The sequence below is a fragment of the Gordonibacter sp. RACS_AR49 genome (assembly GCF_030418435.1).
Lineage (GTDB): Bacteria > Actinomycetota > Coriobacteriia > Coriobacteriales > Eggerthellaceae > Gordonibacter > Gordonibacter urolithinfaciens.
Window position 1 is genome coordinate 50321 of sequence record NZ_JAIUDM010000010.1, and the last position, 17982, is coordinate 68302.

The window sequence follows — 17982 nt, forward strand, 5'->3', positions numbered from 1 at the left end:
TGTCACCTTATCTCACCTCTATCTGCGGCATCGTCAAACGGCTTATGCGATCTGGACTCTCGCATCCCGCGCACATGCAAGACCTCTCCCCATCGGAAAATGAAGTCATCGGTGAAATAGGGAAGAACGCCTCCCGCGGGAGAAAACGTCAGCTCGCCGAAGTAGACTTTCCCTTCAGCCTCATAGAGGTCGACGCGGACGAAATCGAAGTCCGCCGATAAGGACTTCGCTATTTCGAGCATCGAGTCGAACCCGCTGGGTTTCGGAATTTCGCGCTCGTTTTTCATCGAACCCCGAAGGCCCTCGATTGGCTTCCATTCGAGATCGTAAAGGTTGAGCTTCAGCGATTCTTCCCGATTTGAACAGGTGAGGACGAACGAAGGAACACCATTCAGGCAATGGAATTTATAGTCTATAACGTCATCTAAACCGCCGACGTATTCCTCTGCGTAAATACGACGCGGAATCAGCTTGTAGTGTGGCTCCACGCAAGCGCGAGGGTAGTCGGCAGCCATCCACTGGTGAGCATGCGAGATCATATCGTCGACATCAAGTCTCGTCCTATCCATGCAAATGTAATTCATTTCGCAGCCATGTGTGGCCTTGAGGACGAATTTGTCCGGGAAAGCCGAGATGTCGATCTCCTCGACGCTACTCCAAGGCCCCCCGCACAGCGGTATAAGGATGTTTTCGGCACCCAAATTTGCAACGTAGTCCCTTACGGCGTATTTGTCTGTACAGCGAGCCATAAGCTCCTCGTCGGCATTCAGCTCAATCCACGAGATCTTGTCAGCCAATGTTCTCGGTTTTTCGATGTCGAGCCGTCGGCCGTATCTGAATCGGGCATCGAAGAGCTTGGCGTTCTTCGACCCGAAGAAACGCGCAAAACCGTTGAGGAAAGCCCTGTACGTGCTTTTCCCAATCCCATTCGACGTCATCTAGTCCCTCCTGAACAGGTCTCGCGTGTACACCTTGCCGACCACGTCAGCCAGCTCGTCACTCCAGCGATTGGCAATTATCACGTCGCAACGCCGCTTGAAGGCATCCAGATCATGCGTCGCCTCGTTACCGAAAAACTCGTTCTCGTCCAAAGTTGGCTCATACACCAGCATGGGGATGCCCTTGGCCTTGATGCGCTTCATGACGCCCTGCACGGAAGATGCCCGGAAATTGTCCGAACCGGCCTTCATGGTCAGGCGGTATACGCCCACCATGGGCATCGCGTCCCAGTCGGCAAATTTTTCCGCAAGCTCCTCCACCTGTGCCGCCACGAAATCCTTGCGTGTTCGGTTGGCGTCAACGATGGCGCCTATCAGGTTCTGCGGCACGTCCTGATAGTTCGCCAAGAGCTGCTTCGTGTCTTTGGGCAGGCAGTAGCCGCCATATCCGAAAGAGGGGTTGTTGTAGTGCGAGCCAATGCGCGGTTCCAGGCACACGCCCTCGATGATCTGGGTAGCGTCCAGCCCGTGCACGCACGCGTAGGTATCGAGCTCGTTGAAGTACGCCACGCGCAGAGCCAAGTACGTGTTGGAAAAGAGCTTCACGGCCTCCGCCTCTGTGGCGTGCATAACGAGCTTCGGGATGCCGGCAGTCCCATCGGCGTTCTCGCGCTCCCGCTCGGCGGGGTCGGCCCCCTCCTCCAGCAGCGCCGCAAATCGCTCGGCGTACTCACTTAGAAGGTCGGCTTCAGCATGATTACTCGGCACGCCCACTACGATGCGACTGGGATGCAGGTTGTCGTAAAGAGCATGCCCCTCGCGCAAGAACTCCGGGCTGAACAGGAAACGTCCCTGCGGGTAGCGCTCGCAGAGCGTCTTAGTGTAGCCTACGGGCACGGTCGACTTCACCACCATGACTGTATCAGGGCTCACGCTCAGTACCAGTTCCACCACCTGTTCCACAAGGCTCGTATCGAAATAGTCTTTCTCAGGATCGTAGTTGGTGGGCGTGGCTATGACCACCAACTCGGCCGCCGCGTAGGCCGCATATCCGTCAAGCGTCGCTGCAAGCGCAAGCTCGCGCACACCGGCTTTCGCCTCTGTCAGGAACCGCTCGATCTCCGCGTCCCGGATGGGGCTCGCCCAACGGTTGATCGCATCCACCTTCTCGGGCACCACGTCCACGGCCGCAACCTCGTTGCGCTGCGCGAGCAGCACAGCGAGCGAGAGCCCGACGTATCCTGTGCCCGCTATAGCTATCCTCATATCAGAAACCTCATGTCCATAGTCGAACTCGCATACGTGACGCGTCGCAGGTCATTGCTTTCCTCTCGTGAAGAACTCGAGCCCCTTCGCGAAACATGCCCCTGGGGACGTGGCAAACGCCCGCACCCCGTACCCCATAGATTTCAGAAGCATGCCGCTACGTAGGCACGCGAACGCAAGCACCGCGTTATGTCTGAACTCTACGAATCGGATGTCCCGCTTGCTCAGGCGCGAGTAGAAAACCTTCGCCGCCTCGTGACGCGCCATCTCGCCTTCGATCTTGTTCTGCCCGAGCGAGAGCCTCTCTCCCTTGTGGAGGTACTGGTGCACGTGAACCTCCGGCATATAGCCGATGCGTGCACCGGCCTCGATGCACCGCAGCATAAGCCACCAGTCCTGCCCGGTCGCCACCTCGCCGAAGCCCTCGGTCCTGTCGAAAAGCTCTTTCTTGAGCAGGTAGATAGACGTGGGGCAGATAGGGGTCAGCAGGTGGGCGCGCAGCAGTCCGTCTCGTGAAAAGTCCTTGCAATGGTTCAGATAGCGATGCTCTACAAGCTTGCCGTCTTCGTTGTACCAAGCCACGTCCTGCCAGCTCATATCCAAGTCGTTTTCCATAGTGAAAACGACTTGGGTCTCGATCTTGTCGGGCAGGAACTCGTCGTCGTCGTCCAGAAAGGCGAGCCACTCGCCGCAAGCCTGCCTGCAAGCGACGTTGCGTGCTGCTCCACCGCCGGTCTTTCCGCCCGTCTCCACCTCGCGTAGGCGTCCGTCGGCCACATAGCACGCCAGTCGCCGCTTCGTCGCCTCGTCCTCAGGAGAACCGGGTACGTTGTCGTTTGCAATTAGCACCTCGATGTTGCGGTAGTTCTGTCCCAGCACGGAGTCGATCGCGCGCGGCAGCTTATCGGCGCGCCTGTACGTAGGGATCACCACAGTCACCAACGGGGTTTCGCTCAAGTTGCGCATCGCTACCGCCCCGTCTTTCGCGCCATGGCGCCGAGGGTGCCGACGACTATCCCGGCGTCCATCCGCAAGCAGCACCGCCGCACATACTCGAGTTCTATACGCTGACGATCTCCGTTCTCCCATGTGACTTCGTTGCGTTCCGTCACCTGCCACAGCCCCGTCACTCCTGGGCGCACCGAGAGCGCCAAGTCGCGATGTTCTCCGAACTCGTGCGTCTCGGCCTCGGTCACGGGCCGCGGCCCCACGACCGACATGTCGCCCATCAGCACGTTCACGAACTGCGGAAACTCGTCTATCGAGGTCTTGCGTATGAAGCGCCCTAGGCGGGTCACGCGGGGGTCGCCCTCCACCTTTTGCTCGCGTCTCCACGCGGCCAGCTGCGCCTCGTCCAAGTAGCGCTCGGGGTGCTCGTGCGCGTCGGCCCTCATGCTGCGGAATTTGAATATGCGCATGGGCCTCCCGCCCCGGCCCACCCGCTCCTGCCTAAACACGGGGCCTCCGGGCGAGTCCAAGCTGATAGCCAAAGCCAAAACCAAACCAGGTACCATTAGCGCCGCGAGCACGACAGCCGAGAACGCGATGTCGAACGCCCTCTTGGCGGCGCGGTAGCCCAAACGCGCACGGTTGCGCTCCATGACCTCGGCATCCGAGAGTTCGGGAAGCGGCGCAAACGTCTCCTCGCATGCGAGAGCGACCGATCCCTCGTTCGAGCTCGACGTGGTTCTTTGCTGCGTCATGCGGCATCACCGACCGCATACGAACACGGGCTGCAAGAGAGCAAGCTGCGGCGACGTAACTGGCGGGCACGAGTGCGAAGCGCATCTAGAACGCCCCCCCCCGGTCACGACAACGCGAACCGTCTGGGCTATCAGCCTTAGATCGGTCATGATGCCGCGCTCGGCGATGTAGCCCAGGTCCAACCGAACCATGTCGTCGAAATCCAGGTTGGAGCGGCCTCCCACCTGCCACGGTCCCGTGAGTCCCGGCTTCACAGCCAAACGCTGCATGGCCCAGGCGTCATAGAGCTCGACCTCCCTGGGCAACGGCGGGCGCGGGCCCACCACGGACATCTGCCCGAGAAACACGTTGATGAATTGGGGGAACTCGTCGATGGAGTGCCTGCGTATGAAGCGGCCGATCCTCGTCACCCGCGGATCGGCCGCGATCTTAAACATGGGTCCTTTCACTTCATTTTTCTCGCGTAGCTGTTCCAGGCAAGCATCGGCGTCCTCGACCATCGACCGGAACTTCCACATGCGGAAGTACGACGGCTTGCCGTCTGCGCCGAGCCCTCCCACACGCACCTGCCCATAGAACGGGTTGCCGGGGGACTCTATGCGTATCGCCAGCGCCAACAACATTGCAGGGATGAACCCAACCATGATCACCACAGCGGAAAACGCAATGTCGAACGCCCGTTTCACGAAACGGTAGCCGTGTCTCCCACGACCCCATTCCTCCTTGCGCACGTCTTCAGCAGGCATCTCGACGAGGTCCGAGACCGTTGCTCTAGCCTCATGAGCTTCGTGGCGCCCGAAGCCGTCCCAGCTCTCGCAGGGCGTCACCGGTGCTCCCTCCCCAAGATCGAGGGCGCTGTTTGTGTCCGTTGCCATCGTTGTCCCCTTCAGCTCTTGAAAGGGATATCGAGGGGCATCTGCTCAACGAAGCCGCCGTCGGCGTCGCATACGTCCACCAGGCAGCGCCTGCGGTGGCGGTCGATCTTTCGCACGCGGCGCTCCTGGCCCATGAGGGGGCCGGCAAGGACCCGAAGCTCGCCTTCCACGATGTGGGCCATCGAGCTGCGAAGCACGTGGTCTGCATCCATGGAGGCCTCGAACCACTCCTGAGCCTCGAAGGCCAATGGCAAGAACCCGCGTCCGCTCTCGCTCGCGATGCGCGCAGGGAAGCTCAGGCGAGAAAGCTCCCTGTCCAAAGCCGTCACGTCGCCGGTCGCCACGAAGAAGTACTCGTGGTACATCTGCACGAGGTTGAGCGACCAGACGCCGGCGCGCTTGAACCAGCGCTCCTTGCGCAGCACGAACGCATCGGCCAAGAGGTCTGAGGGCACGATCTTTCGGATTTTCTCGCAGGTCGCCTGCTCGCGCCCTTCGGGCACATGCACCAGATACCAGCGCGTTTTGCCTCGCGGCGTCCTCCTGCCGCGAGGCAGCCCCATAGGCAGAGCGCTTGTCGATATCGAAGCCGTCCCCATCGGATGACCCCGCCTCCCTCTCTCAAGGCGACTCCGACAAAGCCTTGGCCTGCGAGAATGCGGGGCAGCTGCGTCGGAAAGGTACACCTTTTGGCAGCTGTGACGCCAAAAGGGCCGTTTATGACATCCGAACGCGTCATTTGGGGTTTCTCAATAAAGAGCCCGCAAGGGGTCGTGTATAATGGTGAAATTCAACTACGGTAAAAAGGTGTACTTTTGTGATGGGCTAAACATACCGTCTACCTGCAGCTATGCCGCTTCTATGAAGACTCCCTGAGACATCTTTCATCCTCGCGCGCCCATCGCGCGAAGGTTGTCTCGCTCACCTTGCAGCGCGCGGCGGCCTCTTTCCGCGTTATGCGTCCGCCCCAGAAGGCCTCCCGCGTCTCCTGGTAGTTCGCAGGGCGCTTCTTCCTCGGACGCCCGAAGCTCACCCCGCGGGCTTTGGCGGCCGCTATGCCCTCGGCCTGCCGCTGCCTTATGTTCTCACGCTCGATTTGGGCAACGTAGCTTAGAAGCTGCAGCACGATGTCCGCTATCAGCACCCCCGTTATGCCGTCGCGCTCCTCGCGCGTGTCCAATACCGGCATGTCGAGCACCACGACAAACACGCCGCGCGCCTTCGTGACGTCGCGCCATACGTCCAAGATCTCGGCATAGTCGCGCCCCAGCCGGTCGATGCTCTTAACTGCCAGCACGTCGCCCGGCCGCAGCTCGCCCATCAGCCGATGCCACGCAGGCCGTTCGAAGTCCTTGCCGCTCGCCTTGTCGGCGTACACCGCCCCGTCCTCTACGCCGAATGCGCGCAGCGCGTCCAACTGCCTGTCCAGATTCTGCTCGCGCGAGCTCACCCGCGCGTAGCCGTACATCGTCGATGCCATGGCCCCTCCGATTCTCCCGTCGCTTGCATCACGGGAAACAGGCTAAGAGGTGTCCGTGCAATACCGAGGACAGATCGACCCTCGGGTTCGATTTCATGCTGTTGAAAAATGGATTTTGGCACCTCGAAAAGAACGCCAGGGAATGCAAGAGGAGCGAGGCCGCCAAGCAGCTTCGCTCCTCTTCTGGCAAGTCGAGGCAGTTTGTTTGCACTTCCCCCGAGGCGCAAGCGGCCCCGGCCCCGCCCCGCCCCTAACGGTCGGCGCGGGTGGCGTCGTCCACGTCCATGGTCATGGTCTGGAAGCGGTTCTGCATGTAGTCGTTGTCGAAATGCTCGGCGTAGAACCGCTCGATGGGCGTGTCGGGCGCCTTGCCCGCCATACGGCCGTACCAGCAGTCTATGGACTGCACGGTCATCACGCCGTCCAGCAGCATGAGCGCCGCGCACGCCGCCGTCACGCCGTAGCGCCAGTTCCACGGGATGAGGTTGATGAGCTTCAGCAGCTGCGGCAGCAGGAGCTTGATCCACGCCACGCCCAGCACGCCCCACATCACCATGAACACGAAGTTCGTGCGCCCGTCGATGGAGAGGAACGTGCCCGAGTAATCCCACGCGCGGATGCCGAACGCGAACTCCATGATCCAGCTCGTGAAGTACTCGAACGCCCCGCCGATGACGGCGCTCACGAGGAAGATCACCCACACGGGCTTGTCGTGGAAGCGGTTGAGCGCGATGGTCATGAGCAGCGCGCCGAAGCCGTAGATAGGCGAGAACGGCCCGAACAGCAGGCCCGCGCGGTCCTGGTACTCGTGGTACAGCGCGAAGTGGAACAGCACCTCGATGATGAGCCCCAGCACGCAGCACACCACGAAGATCCAGAACAGGTTGAAGAAGTTCAGCGTGATGAAGCCGCGCTTCGGCTTAGCCTCGACGGCCCGGCGCCGCTCTTCGCGGCGCTGCTCCTTGCCCATCTTGCGCAGCTTGCGCTGCAGCGCGCGCTCCTCGGCAAGCGACGAGTCCAGATAGCTCGTGACCGCGATGAGGATGACGAGCTGCACCAGGTAGCCGATATGGTGCGCCGACAGGCCGAACAGCATGAGGGTGCCGATGATGGAAAGCACCGTGAGCACTGCCAGCGTGTTCGCCGTGGCCGCAGCGTGCTTCCGACGGTTGAGCAGAAGGCGCACGCCCAGGAACACGAACAGCACGGCCGACGCCGCGAGCACGGCCATGAGCGCGGCGAAGATGGCGACGGAGGCCGTGCGGTAGCCGGCGCCTCCCAGCCCCTGGACGAGCGAGACGGCCACCGGCACCAGGTCGCCAAGCGAGGCGAGGCCCCCCAGCACGCACAGCGCGCCGAACAGCTTCAGCGGCAACGGCACGCGCTGCCCGTCGGGCATGCGCCCCTCGTCGTTGCGATCTTCGGTCATACGTTGTCCCCTTCCCTCTCGGACGGCGCCCCCGCACCACCGGGCGGCGGGGCGGGCTTGAGCGCACGCAGCTTCTTGAAGCCGCGGATGAAACGGTAGTTCAGAACGTCCACGGCGGCGCCCACCAGGTTCATATTCGTGCCCGACATGGCCAGCGTCCGCAGGGGCGTCTCCATGACGGCCAGCTCGGCTTGGGCGCGCCGCTCGGCGTCGCCTGCCAGAAGCAGCCTGAGCTCGCGGCGCAGCAGGTAGTGCACCAAGCGCCCGACGAGCGACGCCTTCAAATCGCCTACCGTGGCGTTGGCCGTGTAGGGCCGCATGGGCACGACGACCTTGGGCAGCGCGCGGCCGTACAGCTTCCTGAACGCCTCGTCCGAGAACCCGCCGGGCCGCACGCGATGGTAGGCCTCCGGGGCGCCGTCCTCACGGCGCGGCGAGCCCGCCACCTCCACCCGCGCGCTCAGGCGCACGTCGCGGCTCGAGGCGGCAATGCGCACCTCGTAGGCGCCGGCTTCCACATCCCAAGCACGCATATCCGCGTCGTAGTGGGCGAAGGCGCGCCTCGGCAGCGGCAGCGACACGCGGCGTTCCTCGCCCGGCGCGAGCGCCGCCTTCGCGAAGCCCTTGAGCTCCTGCGGCGGCCGGAACGCTCCCGGCTCGAGCGGCGCCACGTACAGCTGGACGGCCTCCCTGCCGGCGCGGGCGCCGTCGTTGCGCACGAGGCACGAAACAAAGAAGCCGTCGTCCGCCTCTTCCACCTGCAGGTCGCGGTAGGAGAACTCCGTGTACGACAGCCCATGGCCGAACGGATAGGCCACGTCCGCGCCCGCAGCGTCGTAGTAGCGGTAGCCCGTGTAGACGCTCTCGCGGTAGCACGCCTGGCGGCCCTTCTCGGGAAAGCGCTCCGCGCACGGCGTGTCCGCCAAGCGCACCGGCCATGTCTCGGCCAGCTTGCCCGAGGGATTCGCGCGCCCCAGCAGCAGGTCGGCCGCGGCCTGCCCTCCCCGGCAACCGGCCAGGTAGCACAGCAGGACGGCGCGCGGGCGCCCGCGCCAGGGAAGCTCCACGGGGGAGCCGCCCTGCAGCACCACCACCGTGTTCGGATTCGCGGCGCACACGCGCTCCACGAGCGCGTTGTGGCCGGCGGGCAGCGCCATGTCGACCCGATCGGCGCCCTCGGACTCCGAGGCGTCCGGGAGCCCCACGAAAACCACGGCCACGTCCGCCGCGGCCGCGATGCGCGCTGCCTCGTCCAGCAGCGCCTCGTCCGCCTCCCCCGTGGCAGCATCGTAGCCGGGCGCGTAGGAGGCCGCCGCGCCGACCGCCGCGAGCGCATCCCAGGCGCAGTCGAGCGAGACCGGGTTGATCTTCGAAGAGCCCGCACCCTGGTAGCGCGGCTCGCGGGCGAAGGCCCCGATCACCGCCACGCGCGCACCCGGCGCGAGCGGCAGCGCACCGTCGTTCTCCAGGAGCACGGCCGAGCCCTCGGCCACGGCGCGGGCCACGTCCAGGCGCTCGTCCAGGCTCCGCGCGACAGACATGCCCTCCGCAGCCGCATGCTTGGCGTGCAGCTCCAGGATGCGGCGGACGGCCGCGTCGAGGCGCTCCTCGGAGAGCTCCCCCGCCTGGACGGCAGCGGCCACGTCGGCGCGGTAGTCGGCCCGCGGGCCCGGCATGACCAGGTCGAGGCCCGCGAGCAGACTCGCCTTGTTGTCGTTCTCGGCGCCCCAATCGCTCACGTACGCGCCGTCGAAGCCCCACTCGTCGCGCGCCAGCGCCAGAAGGCGCGCGTTCTCGGAGCAGTACGCGCCGTCCAGCAGGTTGTACGCCGTCATCACCGTCCAGGGCCGGGCTTTCTCCACCGCGATGCGGAACGGCTCCAGGTACAGCTCGTGCAGCGCGCGCTCGTCCACCACCGCGTCCACGATCAGGCGGTTCGTCTCCTGGTTGTTGCAGGCGAAGTGCTTGAGCGACGTTCCCACACCCCGGCTCTGCACGCCCTCGATGTAGGCGGCCGCCAGCTCGCCGGCCAGGTGCGGGTCCTCGCTGAAGTACTCGAAGTTGCGACCGCACAAAGGGCTGCGCTTCATGTTCGCACCAGGCCCCAGCACCACGGCCACGCCCTGCCCGCGCGCCTCGTCGCCCAGCGCCTCGCCCATCGTGCGCACGAGGTCCGCGTCGAAGGAGCACGCCGCGGCGCTCGCCGTGGGAAAGCACACCGCCGGCTCGCTTCCCGCGAGCCCCAGGTTGTCCGCCGCCCCCGCCTGCCGCCGCAGGCCATGGGGGCCGTCCGACACCGTAATGGGGTCGATTCCCAGGCGCGGGCACCCGCCCAACTCCCAGTAGCCCTCGCCCGTCAGGCACGCGCATTTCTCCTCAAGGGTCATGGCCGCCACGACGGCATCGACATCGAAGAGCGACACACCCCCTTCAGCCTGCCCCTCGTTCACCATCCGCCTCGCCTTCCCCTCGAACATTGCCGAGCCGAGCCTTCCTTTATCCCCACATGATTGTAAAGGTTCTTGGCTCGGCCGCCCCTATCCGACGCTGAGCGCATCGGTGAAATAGCGGTAATAAGCCTCGTGCATCTTGCGGCGTTCCTTCACGCGCACGGGCACGCAGGTGCCGTCCCGCAGGATGAAGTCGTCGCGCACATCCACGATGAAATCCATGTTCACGATGAAGCTGCGATGGCAGCGCAGGAAGCGGGGATCGCGAAGCTCGTCGGCCACGTCGTCGAGCTTCGCCAGGCTGCGATGGCAGGAGCCGTCGGACCGATGCAGCAGCACCGCATGGTCGCGGCTTTCCAGGTAGACGATGTTGCGGTAATCGAAATAGCGGCGCGCAGAGCCAACGCGGAACGCCAGGCGCGGCGAGGTGGCCGGCAGCACACGGTCGAGCACGGCGGCCAGCTTGCGCGGGTCCGCCGGCTTCACGAGGTAGCCCGTAGCCTGCACTTCGTAGCTCTCCACCGCATGTTCGCGCGATACGGTCAGAAACACGAGGGGCACGCTGGGATCGTGCTCGCGCAGCTTCCGCGCCACGGCGATGCCGTCCTCGCCCTCGAGGTATACGTCGAGGAACACCAGGTCGAACGGATCGGCACCCGCGGCCACCTCGGCGACGAGCGGCCCGCCGCCCGCATACTCCTCGAAGCGGGGACGGTAGCCTCGGGCGACCAGATGCCGGTCCACCGCCGCCCTCAACTCCCGCCGTTGCGCCCCGTCATCGTCGCACAGCGCGATTCTCAAGCCCATCCTCCTCGTGTTCTTCCCTGGTACAAATCACGTTTTCCTATTGTCCAGCCAAGGGGGCTTTGCTGTCCAGTGCCGCTTTCGCAGGCTTCGCGGCCGTTTACGCAACAGGGAAGCCGCGCGCTCACCCGCCAAGCGTCACCTCGCGCTTGAGCACGAAGCGCAGCACGAGGTAGTAGGCCGTGCCCGCGGCCATCCACACCACGCCGAGCACCTTTGCCGGCACATCGAGCCCCCACCACGTGTAGCCTATGACCGCCAGGCCCGCCAGCGGTACCAGCAGGTGCGCTACCCAGCGCCCGTCGCGCTTCTTGACGAAGAAGTACCAGATGACGGTAACATGCAGCAAAAGAAACGCCGTGAGCGCGCCGAAGTTCACGAAGAGCGAGATGGTATCGGTGCCCAGCTGCCCGAACGTCAGCACGAGCACGAGCGTGAGCCCGCCCACGAAGAGCGTGGCCACGTAGGGGGTATGGTACTTCGGGTGGATGCGCGCGAGCACGTGCGGCAGCCCGCCGTCGCGGCCCATAGCGAAGAGGATGCGCGACACGGCCGTCTGTGCCGCGAGCGCCGTGAAGATGCCCCAGGCAAGCGCCGTGGCCACGGCGCACACCACGTAGAGCCACCGTCCTCCCACCACCTGCGCCACCAGGTAGAACGCATTGCCCTGGTCGTGAGCGAACACGGCGCCGTCGGGGCTGATGCACCCGGCGACATACGTCTGCAGCACGAACAGCGCGCCCACGATGGCCAGCGATGCCATCATGGCGCGGCCGGGGCCGCGGCGGCCGTCCTCGGCCTCCTCCGACAGCGTGGCGATACCGTCGAAGCCCAAAAACGACAGCACGCCCAGCGACACGGCGCTGAACACGAGCGGCAGGCTGAACGTGGCGGGATTGTAGAGGGGCTGCAGCGTGAAACCGTGCGAGGCGGGGTCGGACAGGAGCCAGCGCACGCCCAGCACCACGAACACGGCCAGCACCAGCACCTCCAACACGAGCGCGATGCGGTTCACGATGTCGGTGAGCGCGATGCCGCGGATGTTCACGAACGTGTTCGCCACCACGAACACGATGGAGAAGGCCCATGGGGGCACCTCCGGCACGATGCCCGACAGCGCCGTGGAGGCTACCACGTACATGAGCACGGGGATGAGCAGGTAGTCGAGAAGCAGCGTCCAACCCGACACGAACCCGATGCCCTTGCCCAGGCCGCGCGACGTGTAGGCGTACACCGAGCCGGACACCGGCCACTCGCGGATGAGCATGCCGTACGACAACGCCGTGAACACCATGGCCAGCGTGCCCACCACGTAGACGAGCGCCGGCATGCCGCCCGACTCGGAGAACACGCCGCCGTAGATGCCGAACGGCGCGATGGGAACCATGAAGATGAGCCCGTACACGATCATGTCGGGCACGCTGAGCACCCGCGCGAGCTTCGGCTTGCCCGAGCCCCCTTTCGAGGGGGTGCTGCTCGGCGCGGAAGGGGCGTTCGCCATGGGCCGGCTCCTTTCGGCAGGTCGGAAACGGCGCGCTCACCGCGCGCCCGCCGGCCCCGTCGGCCGGCCGTCCGTCCCACTCTAGCGTTCCCCGCGTGCCCGCCCCGGCGCAACCGCACGCCGTCATCGACCCGTGGCGGGAGCGTTGACGGGGCTCGCGGCCAGCGAGCGCCCTAGGTGCGCGGCAGGAAGCCCGTGGCCACGGCCACGACGACGAATCCGATCGCGAGAAGGGCAAGGCAGGCGGCGACCTGCGTCTTGAGCGGGACGCGACCCAACGCAGGCACGAGGCGAACGAGCGGCCGGCGGTCGCTTGCCAGGAAGAAGCCGGGCAGGAACATGAGCGCGACGATGCCGTAGTAGGCCGCGACGCGCGCGGCGAGGGGGCCACCGTAGCCCGTGTCGCCCGGCTGCGGCGAGAACGCCAGGTCGGTGGCCACGCAGAGGAAGAGCACGGAAAGCAGGGCCAGCGCCACGTCCCACGCGACGCCCGCCCAGCGCGGCACGCGTCCCCAGAACGCCCCGCCCCCGTGCGCAGCGGCGCGCGAGACGGCAGGAAGCGGGGCAGGCCGTATCGGAAGGGCCCTCGAAGACGCCAAGGGCGCAGCTCCCGCGGGCTCGGGCACCACCGCCGTCTGCCTTCCCGCCGCGGGGCCCGCCGACACAGCCTGCGCCTGCGCTGCCGCCGCGCCCTTCGCCTCCCCTGCGGCCACCGCCGACCGCCCCGGCGCCATCCCTGCCGCCCCGCTGCCGCCGGGAGGGAGCACACGGCGCGCGGCTTCCCCGAACGCTTCCTCGAGCTCGCGCACGCTCGCGTAGCGGTCCCGAGGATCGAACGATGCCGCACGTTCCACCACCGCCCGAAACGGCTCGGGGATGCCCTCGTCGCGATAGCCCGCTCGACGCGCCTTGGCGTCCGGAGTCCTCTCCGTCAGGCAGAAGTACAGCAGCATGCCCAGCGCGTAGACGTCGGTGCGCGCGTCGCTCTGCCCGTAGCCGAACTGCTCGGGCGGCGCGTAGGCCCTCGTGCCGAAGCGGTGCGTGTCCTGCTCTGCCGCCTCGTCGAAGGAGCGGGCGATGCCGAAGTCGATGAGGGTGAGGTTGTCGCGCGTCAGCATGACGTTGGAGGGCTTGAGGTCGCGATGGATAAGAGGCGGGTCGAACGCCTCGTGCAGCTCGCGCACGGCCCCGCAAAGCTTCGGAAACACGTCGCATGCGAGGGCGACGGACGGATCGCAGCGGTACACGACGTCGGCGAGCGTCTCGCCCCGAACGAACTCCATGACCACGACGCGCCGGGAGCCCACCGCATGGCAGTCGAGCACCAGGGGCAGGTGGAGGAACCGCCGGCCCGAGCGCTGGGCGCGCCAGAGCCTCTCGTAAGCCGCCCCGAGGCCCGCGTCGCCGTCAAGGTACTTGCGCACGTACGGCCCCTGCTCCGAGCCGTTCGCCCCCACGAAGTACACGAGCTGCGTGGTCTCGAACGCGCTCTCCTTCATGACGGCGTCCACGCGGTAGCAGCCGTCGCGCGCCAGTGCATCGAGATGTTCCGAAAGCTCGTCCATGACAGGTACATGGTAGCAGAAGGAGCCGGGGGCGCACCGGACGCCGGAGCGGTTCGCGCAGGCTCCTCGCAGCCTCAGCAGATCGTGTCCTCGCCGAAGCGGTAGAGCTCCTCGTCGGTCTTCTGCAGGCTGTAGCCGTGGTCGAGGCAGAAGATGATGATGGCGTCGCGGCGATCCTTGCAGTACAGCCCGCTTGCGCCAGCTGCCTGGAGGAGCCGGTCGGCCTCCTTGAGCGTGAGGCCCAGGGCGAAGGCCAGCTGCAGCACCTTGTTGCGCGAGGCGCCGCGCTGCCCCATGAATATCTGGTAGCCGAACGTGTCGTTGAGGCCCGCCCGGCGCACGACCTCGGCCCGCTCGAGGCCTTTCTCGTCGAGCAGCTGCTGCAGGTAGTCCGGCAGGCTGCGCCGGCCGATGCGGTGCCGCTCGGCAAATGCACGCGGATCCGGCGCATCCAGCAGCTCCTGCAGCAGCTCGTCGGTCAAGGGCTCTTTCACGCGGCGCTTCCTTCTTCTACGTTTCGTGTCCGGTCTCATGGTATCAGACGGCCGCCGGAACCGGCCATGGCGTCGCGAGGGCGCCCGCCCCGGTTCCGGCGGCCGGCACGGCCTTACGCCACGTCGAACGTCTTCTCGGCGAGGACGGTGTCGTCCAGGCTGATGAGCTCGGTGCACTCCACGCTCACCTGCGACTGGTCGTCAAGCAGGTAGGCCTGCTGGACGGTGGTGGTGGCGCCGGGCTTGATCTCGTTCATGGAGCTCTGGGAGTCGATGTCGCTCACGATCGCCGTGTCGAGCTGCACGCCGTTCTGGAACGCCTTGGCCGACACGGCCGTGAAGAACGGCACGGCCTTCTCTGCGTTGTTGGTGAACGTGTACGTCACCACGATGGCCGCCTTGCCCGCATAGTCCTGCCCCACCGTGCACTCGTCGATAGTCACGGCGTACTTCGACTCCTTCTGCTCGGGCTCCTTCTGCGCGGCCTGAGGGGCGTCGTCCGCCTTCTCGCCGCTCGGTGCCTCCGAGCCGCCCGACGAGCAGCCGAACAGCCCGACGCAGGCGGTTAGAGCGCAGGCCGCCGCCAAAGTACCGATGTTCTTCCTCATGATCCCTCCTTGCTCCGGTTTACCCATCGGAACAAGGGTATCGAAACCGCCCAGCCAAAACATTAGCTGGCAGCTAAGTTCCCGCCAGCGGGGCAGGGGCGGAAAACCCCCGCTACCAAGGGCTTTCCGCTCGGCGAGGAGATGGCCGGCATCCCGCCCTGCTCCGCTTCGAACCGGAAGAACGGGAGTCGCCCTAGAAGTCGATGGTGTCCGGGTCGAGGCCGCTTTGGCCGAGGGGGTCCAGCTCGTCGATGCGCTGCAGGTCCTCGTCGGTGATATTGAACCAGAACACGCGGGCGTTCTCGGAGATGCGCCCGGCGTCCGTGGACTTCGGCAGCGGGATGGCGCGGCGCTGCAGGCACCAGCGGATGCACAGCTGCGCCACCGTGCAGCCGTAGCTGGCCGCGATGTCGATGAGCAGCTGGTTCTCCAGCACGCGCCCTGCGCCGAGCGGCGACCAGGCCTCCACCACGATGTCGTTGCGGTTGCAGAAATCGCGCGTGGCCTCTTGGTTGCAGCCCGGGTGCAGCTCTATCTGGTTCACCATGGGCAGGATCTCGGCGGCGTTCATGAGCGGCTCCAGGTGGTGGGGCTTGAAGTTGCTCGTGCCGATGGCGCGCACCTGGCCGTCCAGGTAGAGCGTCTCGAGCGCCCGCCACGTCTCCTGGTTCGTGCGCTGCCAGTCGTCCTCGGCGCCCTGCGCCGCCGGCCAGTGGATGAGGTAGAGGTCCACGTAGTCCAGGTGGAGCTTCTTGCGGGATTCCTCGAACGCCTTGAGCGTGGGCTCGTAGCCGCGGTCGGTGTTCCATACCTTCGTGGTCACGAACAGCTCCTCGCGCGTGAGGCCGGACGTGGCCAGAGCCTTGCCCACCGTGGCCTCGTTGTCGTAGGCCGCCGCCGTGTCGATGTGGCGGTAGCCGTCGGCGAGCGCCTGGTGGACGGCGTCGATGCCCACCTCGCCGTCCGGCATCTTCCACGTGCCGAACCCGATGCACGGCACGCCGTAGCCGTTGCGCAGGGTGATCTTGTCTTGCGGGCTTTGCAGGTCTGCCATGAGTGCCTCCTAGTTCGCAGGCGCGCCGCCCCGAGCGCGCGGCCCCGCGGTGCGCCTTCGCCTTCGCGTATGCGCCCACTCTACCGGCCGCCGCACCCGATGCGGGACGACGCGGGCGAACCGTCACCCGGTTGTAGGCCCGCGCGCACAAACCAGGCGGGGGCGCCGGCGCCGCCCCGCACCGGCATGCTCCGGGGTGCCGCACAGGAGCTCGCCATGTCAGCGCTTCGCGGGCAGGCGCCTCACGGCTTTCGATATGTCCTTGTACCTGCGTTCCTTTTGAGCGAGGTAGCCGGCCTTGTCCTCGGCGAACGCGGCCTCGGCCTTCAGCTTGCGGTACGCCTGCCAGCGGCGCTCTGACAGCTCGCCGTCCGCAATGGCCTCGTAGACGGCGCACCCCGGTTCGGACGCGTGGGTGCAGTTCGAGAACCGGCACGAGGCGAACAGGCGCTCCACGTCGGCGAACCCCTGCTCGATGCTCTCGGCAACGTCCCCCAGCCCCAGCTCGCGCATGCCGGGCGTGTCCATCACGAGGCCTCCGCCCGGCAGCAGCACGAGCTGGCGGCGCGTGGTGGCATGACGACCGCGGCCGTCGGCTCGCACGTCGCGCGTCTCGAGGACATCCTCCCCTAGCAAACGGTTGACCAGCGTCGACTTGCCCACGCCCGACGAACCCAGAAGCGCGACGGTCCTGCCGGGGCGCAGGTAGGGGCGCACGGCCTCGCAGCCGCCCTCCTCCATCGACGACACGGCCAGCACGTCGACGCCGAAGGCCACCGACTGCACGGCGCGCAGCCGCCGCTCCAAGCTGTCGCACGCATCGGCCTTCGTCAGCACCGCGACGGGCACCGCCCCGCTTTCCCACGCGAGCGTCAGGTAGCGCTCGAGGCGCCGCAGGTTGAAGTCCCCGACGAGCGACATGCACAGAAACGCGGTGTCGATGTTCGCGGCCACCACCTGCTGTTCGAACGACGCGCCGGCCGCCTTGCGCACGAAAGCGCTCGTGCGCGGAAGCACCTGCGAGACGATGGCGCGCCCGCCTGCGTTGTCCGCGCGGTCCATGAGGACGAAATCGCCCACTGCCGGGAAGTCGGCGGCCGAGCGGGCTGCATGGCGCAGCCTGCCCGCCGCTTCGGCGAAGAGCTCGCCCTGCGCACCGACGACGCGGTACAGCTCGTGGGCCTGGGACAGGACGCGTCCCACGACGAGGTCCTCGACGCCGGACGCCTCGCGCGCACGCTGCATGAGCGCGTCGGTCACGCCGTACGCGCGCAAGTCGACGGCCGCCATCACGCCTCGCCCCCTTCGCGCGTTGGCGTACCGCATGCGTCCGCCCCGAGCCCCTCGAGAGGAAACGGCGGCTCTGCCAGCGGCTTCACGGCGATGGACATGAGCTTGACGGGGTTGTCGTCGGCTGCGATGCGGTTGGAGCTCAGGTGCCCGCAGCGTTTGCATCGGTGCACGATGGCCCATTCCCCGCCTTTGCGCACCCACACGCTGATGGGCTCCATGATGCTTTCGCACACGGACGCCCGGTCGCCGGGCCGCTCGTCGACGTGCAGGCTGTGCAGGCATTGAGGACAGTGGTTGCGATGGCGGCTCCCCGCCTCGTCGGGCGTGACGAGCTGGCCGCACTGTTTGCAGATGAAGCTGTCCATGCAGGCATGCGCCTGGTAGAAGGCGGTGCCTCTCTTGATTTTTTCCACGGTGGTTCTCCCAAAACGTTGGTGGTCGTTGCCCTGTTTGGGAGGTTCCAGCGGAGACTAGCGCTCGCAAACCTCCCGGCTTGCGACAATCTCCACGCTACATCCTTG

17 protein-coding genes are annotated in these 17982 nt (G+C 66.0%); all 17 read right to left on the bottom strand.

What is annotated here, in order from left to right; genetic code table 11:
- Positions 1 to 2 precede the first annotated feature (2 nt).
- The 17 genes from LB310_RS13430 to LB310_RS13510 all read right to left on the bottom strand — a co-directional run bounded on the left by LB310_RS13430 (position 3) and on the right by LB310_RS13510 (position 17874).
- Entirely contained in the window at positions 3 to 938 is a 936-nt protein-coding gene (locus LB310_RS13430) for an ATP-grasp fold amidoligase family protein (protein WP_301155198.1), read from the bottom strand.
- A complete protein-coding gene (locus tag LB310_RS13435; protein ID WP_096226606.1) occupies positions 939 to 2204 on the bottom strand; it encodes a UDP binding domain-containing protein in 1266 nt (421 codons plus the stop codon).
- A 51-nt stretch (positions 2205 to 2255) separates the two neighbouring features.
- Positions 2256 to 3170: a glycosyltransferase gene (locus LB310_RS13440; RefSeq protein ID WP_301155199.1), complete on the bottom strand. Its 915-nt coding sequence runs from the start codon at positions 3168 to 3170 to the stop codon at positions 2256 to 2258.
- Positions 3171 to 3172: 2 nt separating this feature from the next.
- Positions 3173 to 3907 carry a sugar transferase gene (locus tag LB310_RS13445; RefSeq protein ID WP_301155200.1) on the bottom strand — a complete coding sequence of 245 codons (735 nt, stop codon included), beginning with the start codon at positions 3905 to 3907 and terminating at the stop codon, positions 3173 to 3175.
- A gap of 6 nt (positions 3908 to 3913) precedes the next feature.
- The gene (locus LB310_RS13450; protein WP_301155201.1) at positions 3914 to 4783 is read right to left on the bottom strand and encodes a sugar transferase; all 870 of its coding nucleotides are present in this window, start codon (positions 4781 to 4783) and stop codon (positions 3914 to 3916) included.
- Between the two features lie 11 nt (positions 4784 to 4794).
- Complete coding sequence (locus tag LB310_RS13455) at positions 4795 to 5238, bottom strand: hypothetical protein (RefSeq protein WP_301155202.1); 444 nt, start codon at positions 5236 to 5238, stop codon at positions 4795 to 4797.
- 404 nt (positions 5239 to 5642) lie between these two features.
- Complete coding sequence (locus tag LB310_RS13460; RefSeq protein WP_301155203.1) at positions 5643 to 6263, bottom strand: recombinase family protein; 621 nt, start codon at positions 6261 to 6263, stop codon at positions 5643 to 5645.
- A 250-nt stretch (positions 6264 to 6513) separates the two neighbouring features.
- On the bottom strand, positions 6514 to 7692 hold the full coding sequence (locus LB310_RS13465; protein ID WP_301155204.1) for a putative ABC transporter permease: 1179 nt from the start codon (positions 7690 to 7692) through the stop codon (positions 6514 to 6516).
- The gene (locus tag LB310_RS13470; RefSeq protein WP_301155205.1) at positions 7689 to 10169 is read right to left on the bottom strand and encodes a glycoside hydrolase family 3 C-terminal domain-containing protein; all 2481 of its coding nucleotides are present in this window, start codon (positions 10167 to 10169) and stop codon (positions 7689 to 7691) included. The genes LB310_RS13465 and LB310_RS13470 overlap by 4 nt, the downstream gene beginning before the upstream one ends.
- Before the next feature lie 60 nt (positions 10170 to 10229).
- Positions 10230 to 10943, bottom strand: a complete 714-nt coding sequence (locus tag LB310_RS13475) for a LytTR family DNA-binding domain-containing protein (RefSeq protein ID WP_301155206.1) — start codon at positions 10941 to 10943, stop codon at positions 10230 to 10232.
- A gap of 127 nt (positions 10944 to 11070) precedes the next feature.
- Positions 11071 to 12447, bottom strand: a complete 1377-nt coding sequence (locus LB310_RS13480) for an APC family permease (protein ID WP_301155207.1) — start codon at positions 12445 to 12447, stop codon at positions 11071 to 11073.
- A 173-nt stretch (positions 12448 to 12620) separates the two neighbouring features.
- The gene (locus LB310_RS13485) at positions 12621 to 14012 is read right to left on the bottom strand and encodes a serine/threonine-protein kinase (RefSeq protein ID WP_301155208.1); all 1392 of its coding nucleotides are present in this window, start codon (positions 14010 to 14012) and stop codon (positions 12621 to 12623) included.
- Positions 14013 to 14086: 74 nt separating this feature from the next.
- Complete coding sequence (locus LB310_RS13490; RefSeq protein ID WP_041239651.1) at positions 14087 to 14506, bottom strand: helix-turn-helix domain-containing protein; 420 nt, start codon at positions 14504 to 14506, stop codon at positions 14087 to 14089.
- A 113-nt stretch (positions 14507 to 14619) separates the two neighbouring features.
- On the bottom strand, positions 14620 to 15114 hold the full coding sequence (locus tag LB310_RS13495) for a DUF5067 domain-containing protein (RefSeq protein ID WP_157780526.1): 495 nt from the start codon (positions 15112 to 15114) through the stop codon (positions 14620 to 14622).
- A gap of 193 nt (positions 15115 to 15307) precedes the next feature.
- Positions 15308 to 16168 carry an aldo/keto reductase gene (locus LB310_RS13500; RefSeq protein WP_087189678.1) on the bottom strand — a complete coding sequence of 287 codons (861 nt, stop codon included), beginning with the start codon at positions 16166 to 16168 and terminating at the stop codon, positions 15308 to 15310.
- A gap of 219 nt (positions 16169 to 16387) precedes the next feature.
- Positions 16388 to 17458, bottom strand: coding sequence for a ribosome small subunit-dependent GTPase A (gene rsgA / locus LB310_RS13505; RefSeq protein ID WP_301155234.1), 1071 nt, complete (start codon positions 17456 to 17458; stop codon positions 16388 to 16390).
- Positions 17458 to 17874 (bottom strand): RNHCP domain-containing protein, encoded by a 417-nt coding sequence (locus LB310_RS13510; protein WP_301155209.1) that lies wholly within the window; start codon positions 17872 to 17874, stop codon positions 17458 to 17460. The genes rsgA and LB310_RS13510 overlap by 1 nt, the downstream gene beginning before the upstream one ends.
- Positions 17875 to 17982 lie beyond the last annotated feature (108 nt).

What these genes read in the sequence shown, in the direction of transcription:
- rsgA (WP_301155234.1), bottom strand. Translation starts at nt 17,458, where the DNA reads ATGGCGGCCGTCGACTTGCGCGCGTACGGCGTGACCGACGCGCTCATG.
- LB310_RS13440 (WP_301155199.1), bottom strand. Translation starts at nt 3,170, where the DNA reads ATGCGCAACTTGAGCGAAACCCCGTTGGTGACTGTGGTGATCCCTACG.
- LB310_RS13495 (WP_157780526.1), bottom strand. Translation starts at nt 15,114, where the DNA reads ATGAGGAAGAACATCGGTACTTTGGCGGCGGCCTGCGCTCTAACCGCC.
- LB310_RS13465 (WP_301155204.1), bottom strand. Translation starts at nt 7,692, where the DNA reads ATGACCGAAGATCGCAACGACGAGGGGCGCATGCCCGACGGGCAGCGC.
- LB310_RS13450 (WP_301155201.1), bottom strand. Translation starts at nt 4,783, where the DNA reads ATGGCAACGGACACAAACAGCGCCCTCGATCTTGGGGAGGGAGCACCG.
- LB310_RS13435 (WP_096226606.1), bottom strand. Translation starts at nt 2,204, where the DNA reads ATGAGGATAGCTATAGCGGGCACAGGATACGTCGGGCTCTCGCTCGCT.
- LB310_RS13485 (WP_301155208.1), bottom strand. Translation starts at nt 14,012, where the DNA reads ATGGACGAGCTTTCGGAACATCTCGATGCACTGGCGCGCGACGGCTGC.
- LB310_RS13500 (WP_087189678.1), bottom strand. Translation starts at nt 16,168, where the DNA reads ATGGCAGACCTGCAAAGCCCGCAAGACAAGATCACCCTGCGCAACGGC.
- LB310_RS13470 (WP_301155205.1), bottom strand. Translation starts at nt 10,169, where the DNA reads ATGTTCGAGGGGAAGGCGAGGCGGATGGTGAACGAGGGGCAGGCTGAA.
- LB310_RS13480 (WP_301155207.1), bottom strand. Translation starts at nt 12,447, where the DNA reads ATGGCGAACGCCCCTTCCGCGCCGAGCAGCACCCCCTCGAAAGGGGGC.
- LB310_RS13460 (WP_301155203.1), bottom strand. Translation starts at nt 6,263, where the DNA reads ATGGCATCGACGATGTACGGCTACGCGCGGGTGAGCTCGCGCGAGCAG.
- LB310_RS13445 (WP_301155200.1), bottom strand. Translation starts at nt 3,907, where the DNA reads ATGACGCAGCAAAGAACCACGTCGAGCTCGAACGAGGGATCGGTCGCT.
- LB310_RS13430 (WP_301155198.1), bottom strand. Translation starts at nt 938, where the DNA reads ATGACGTCGAATGGGATTGGGAAAAGCACGTACAGGGCTTTCCTCAAC.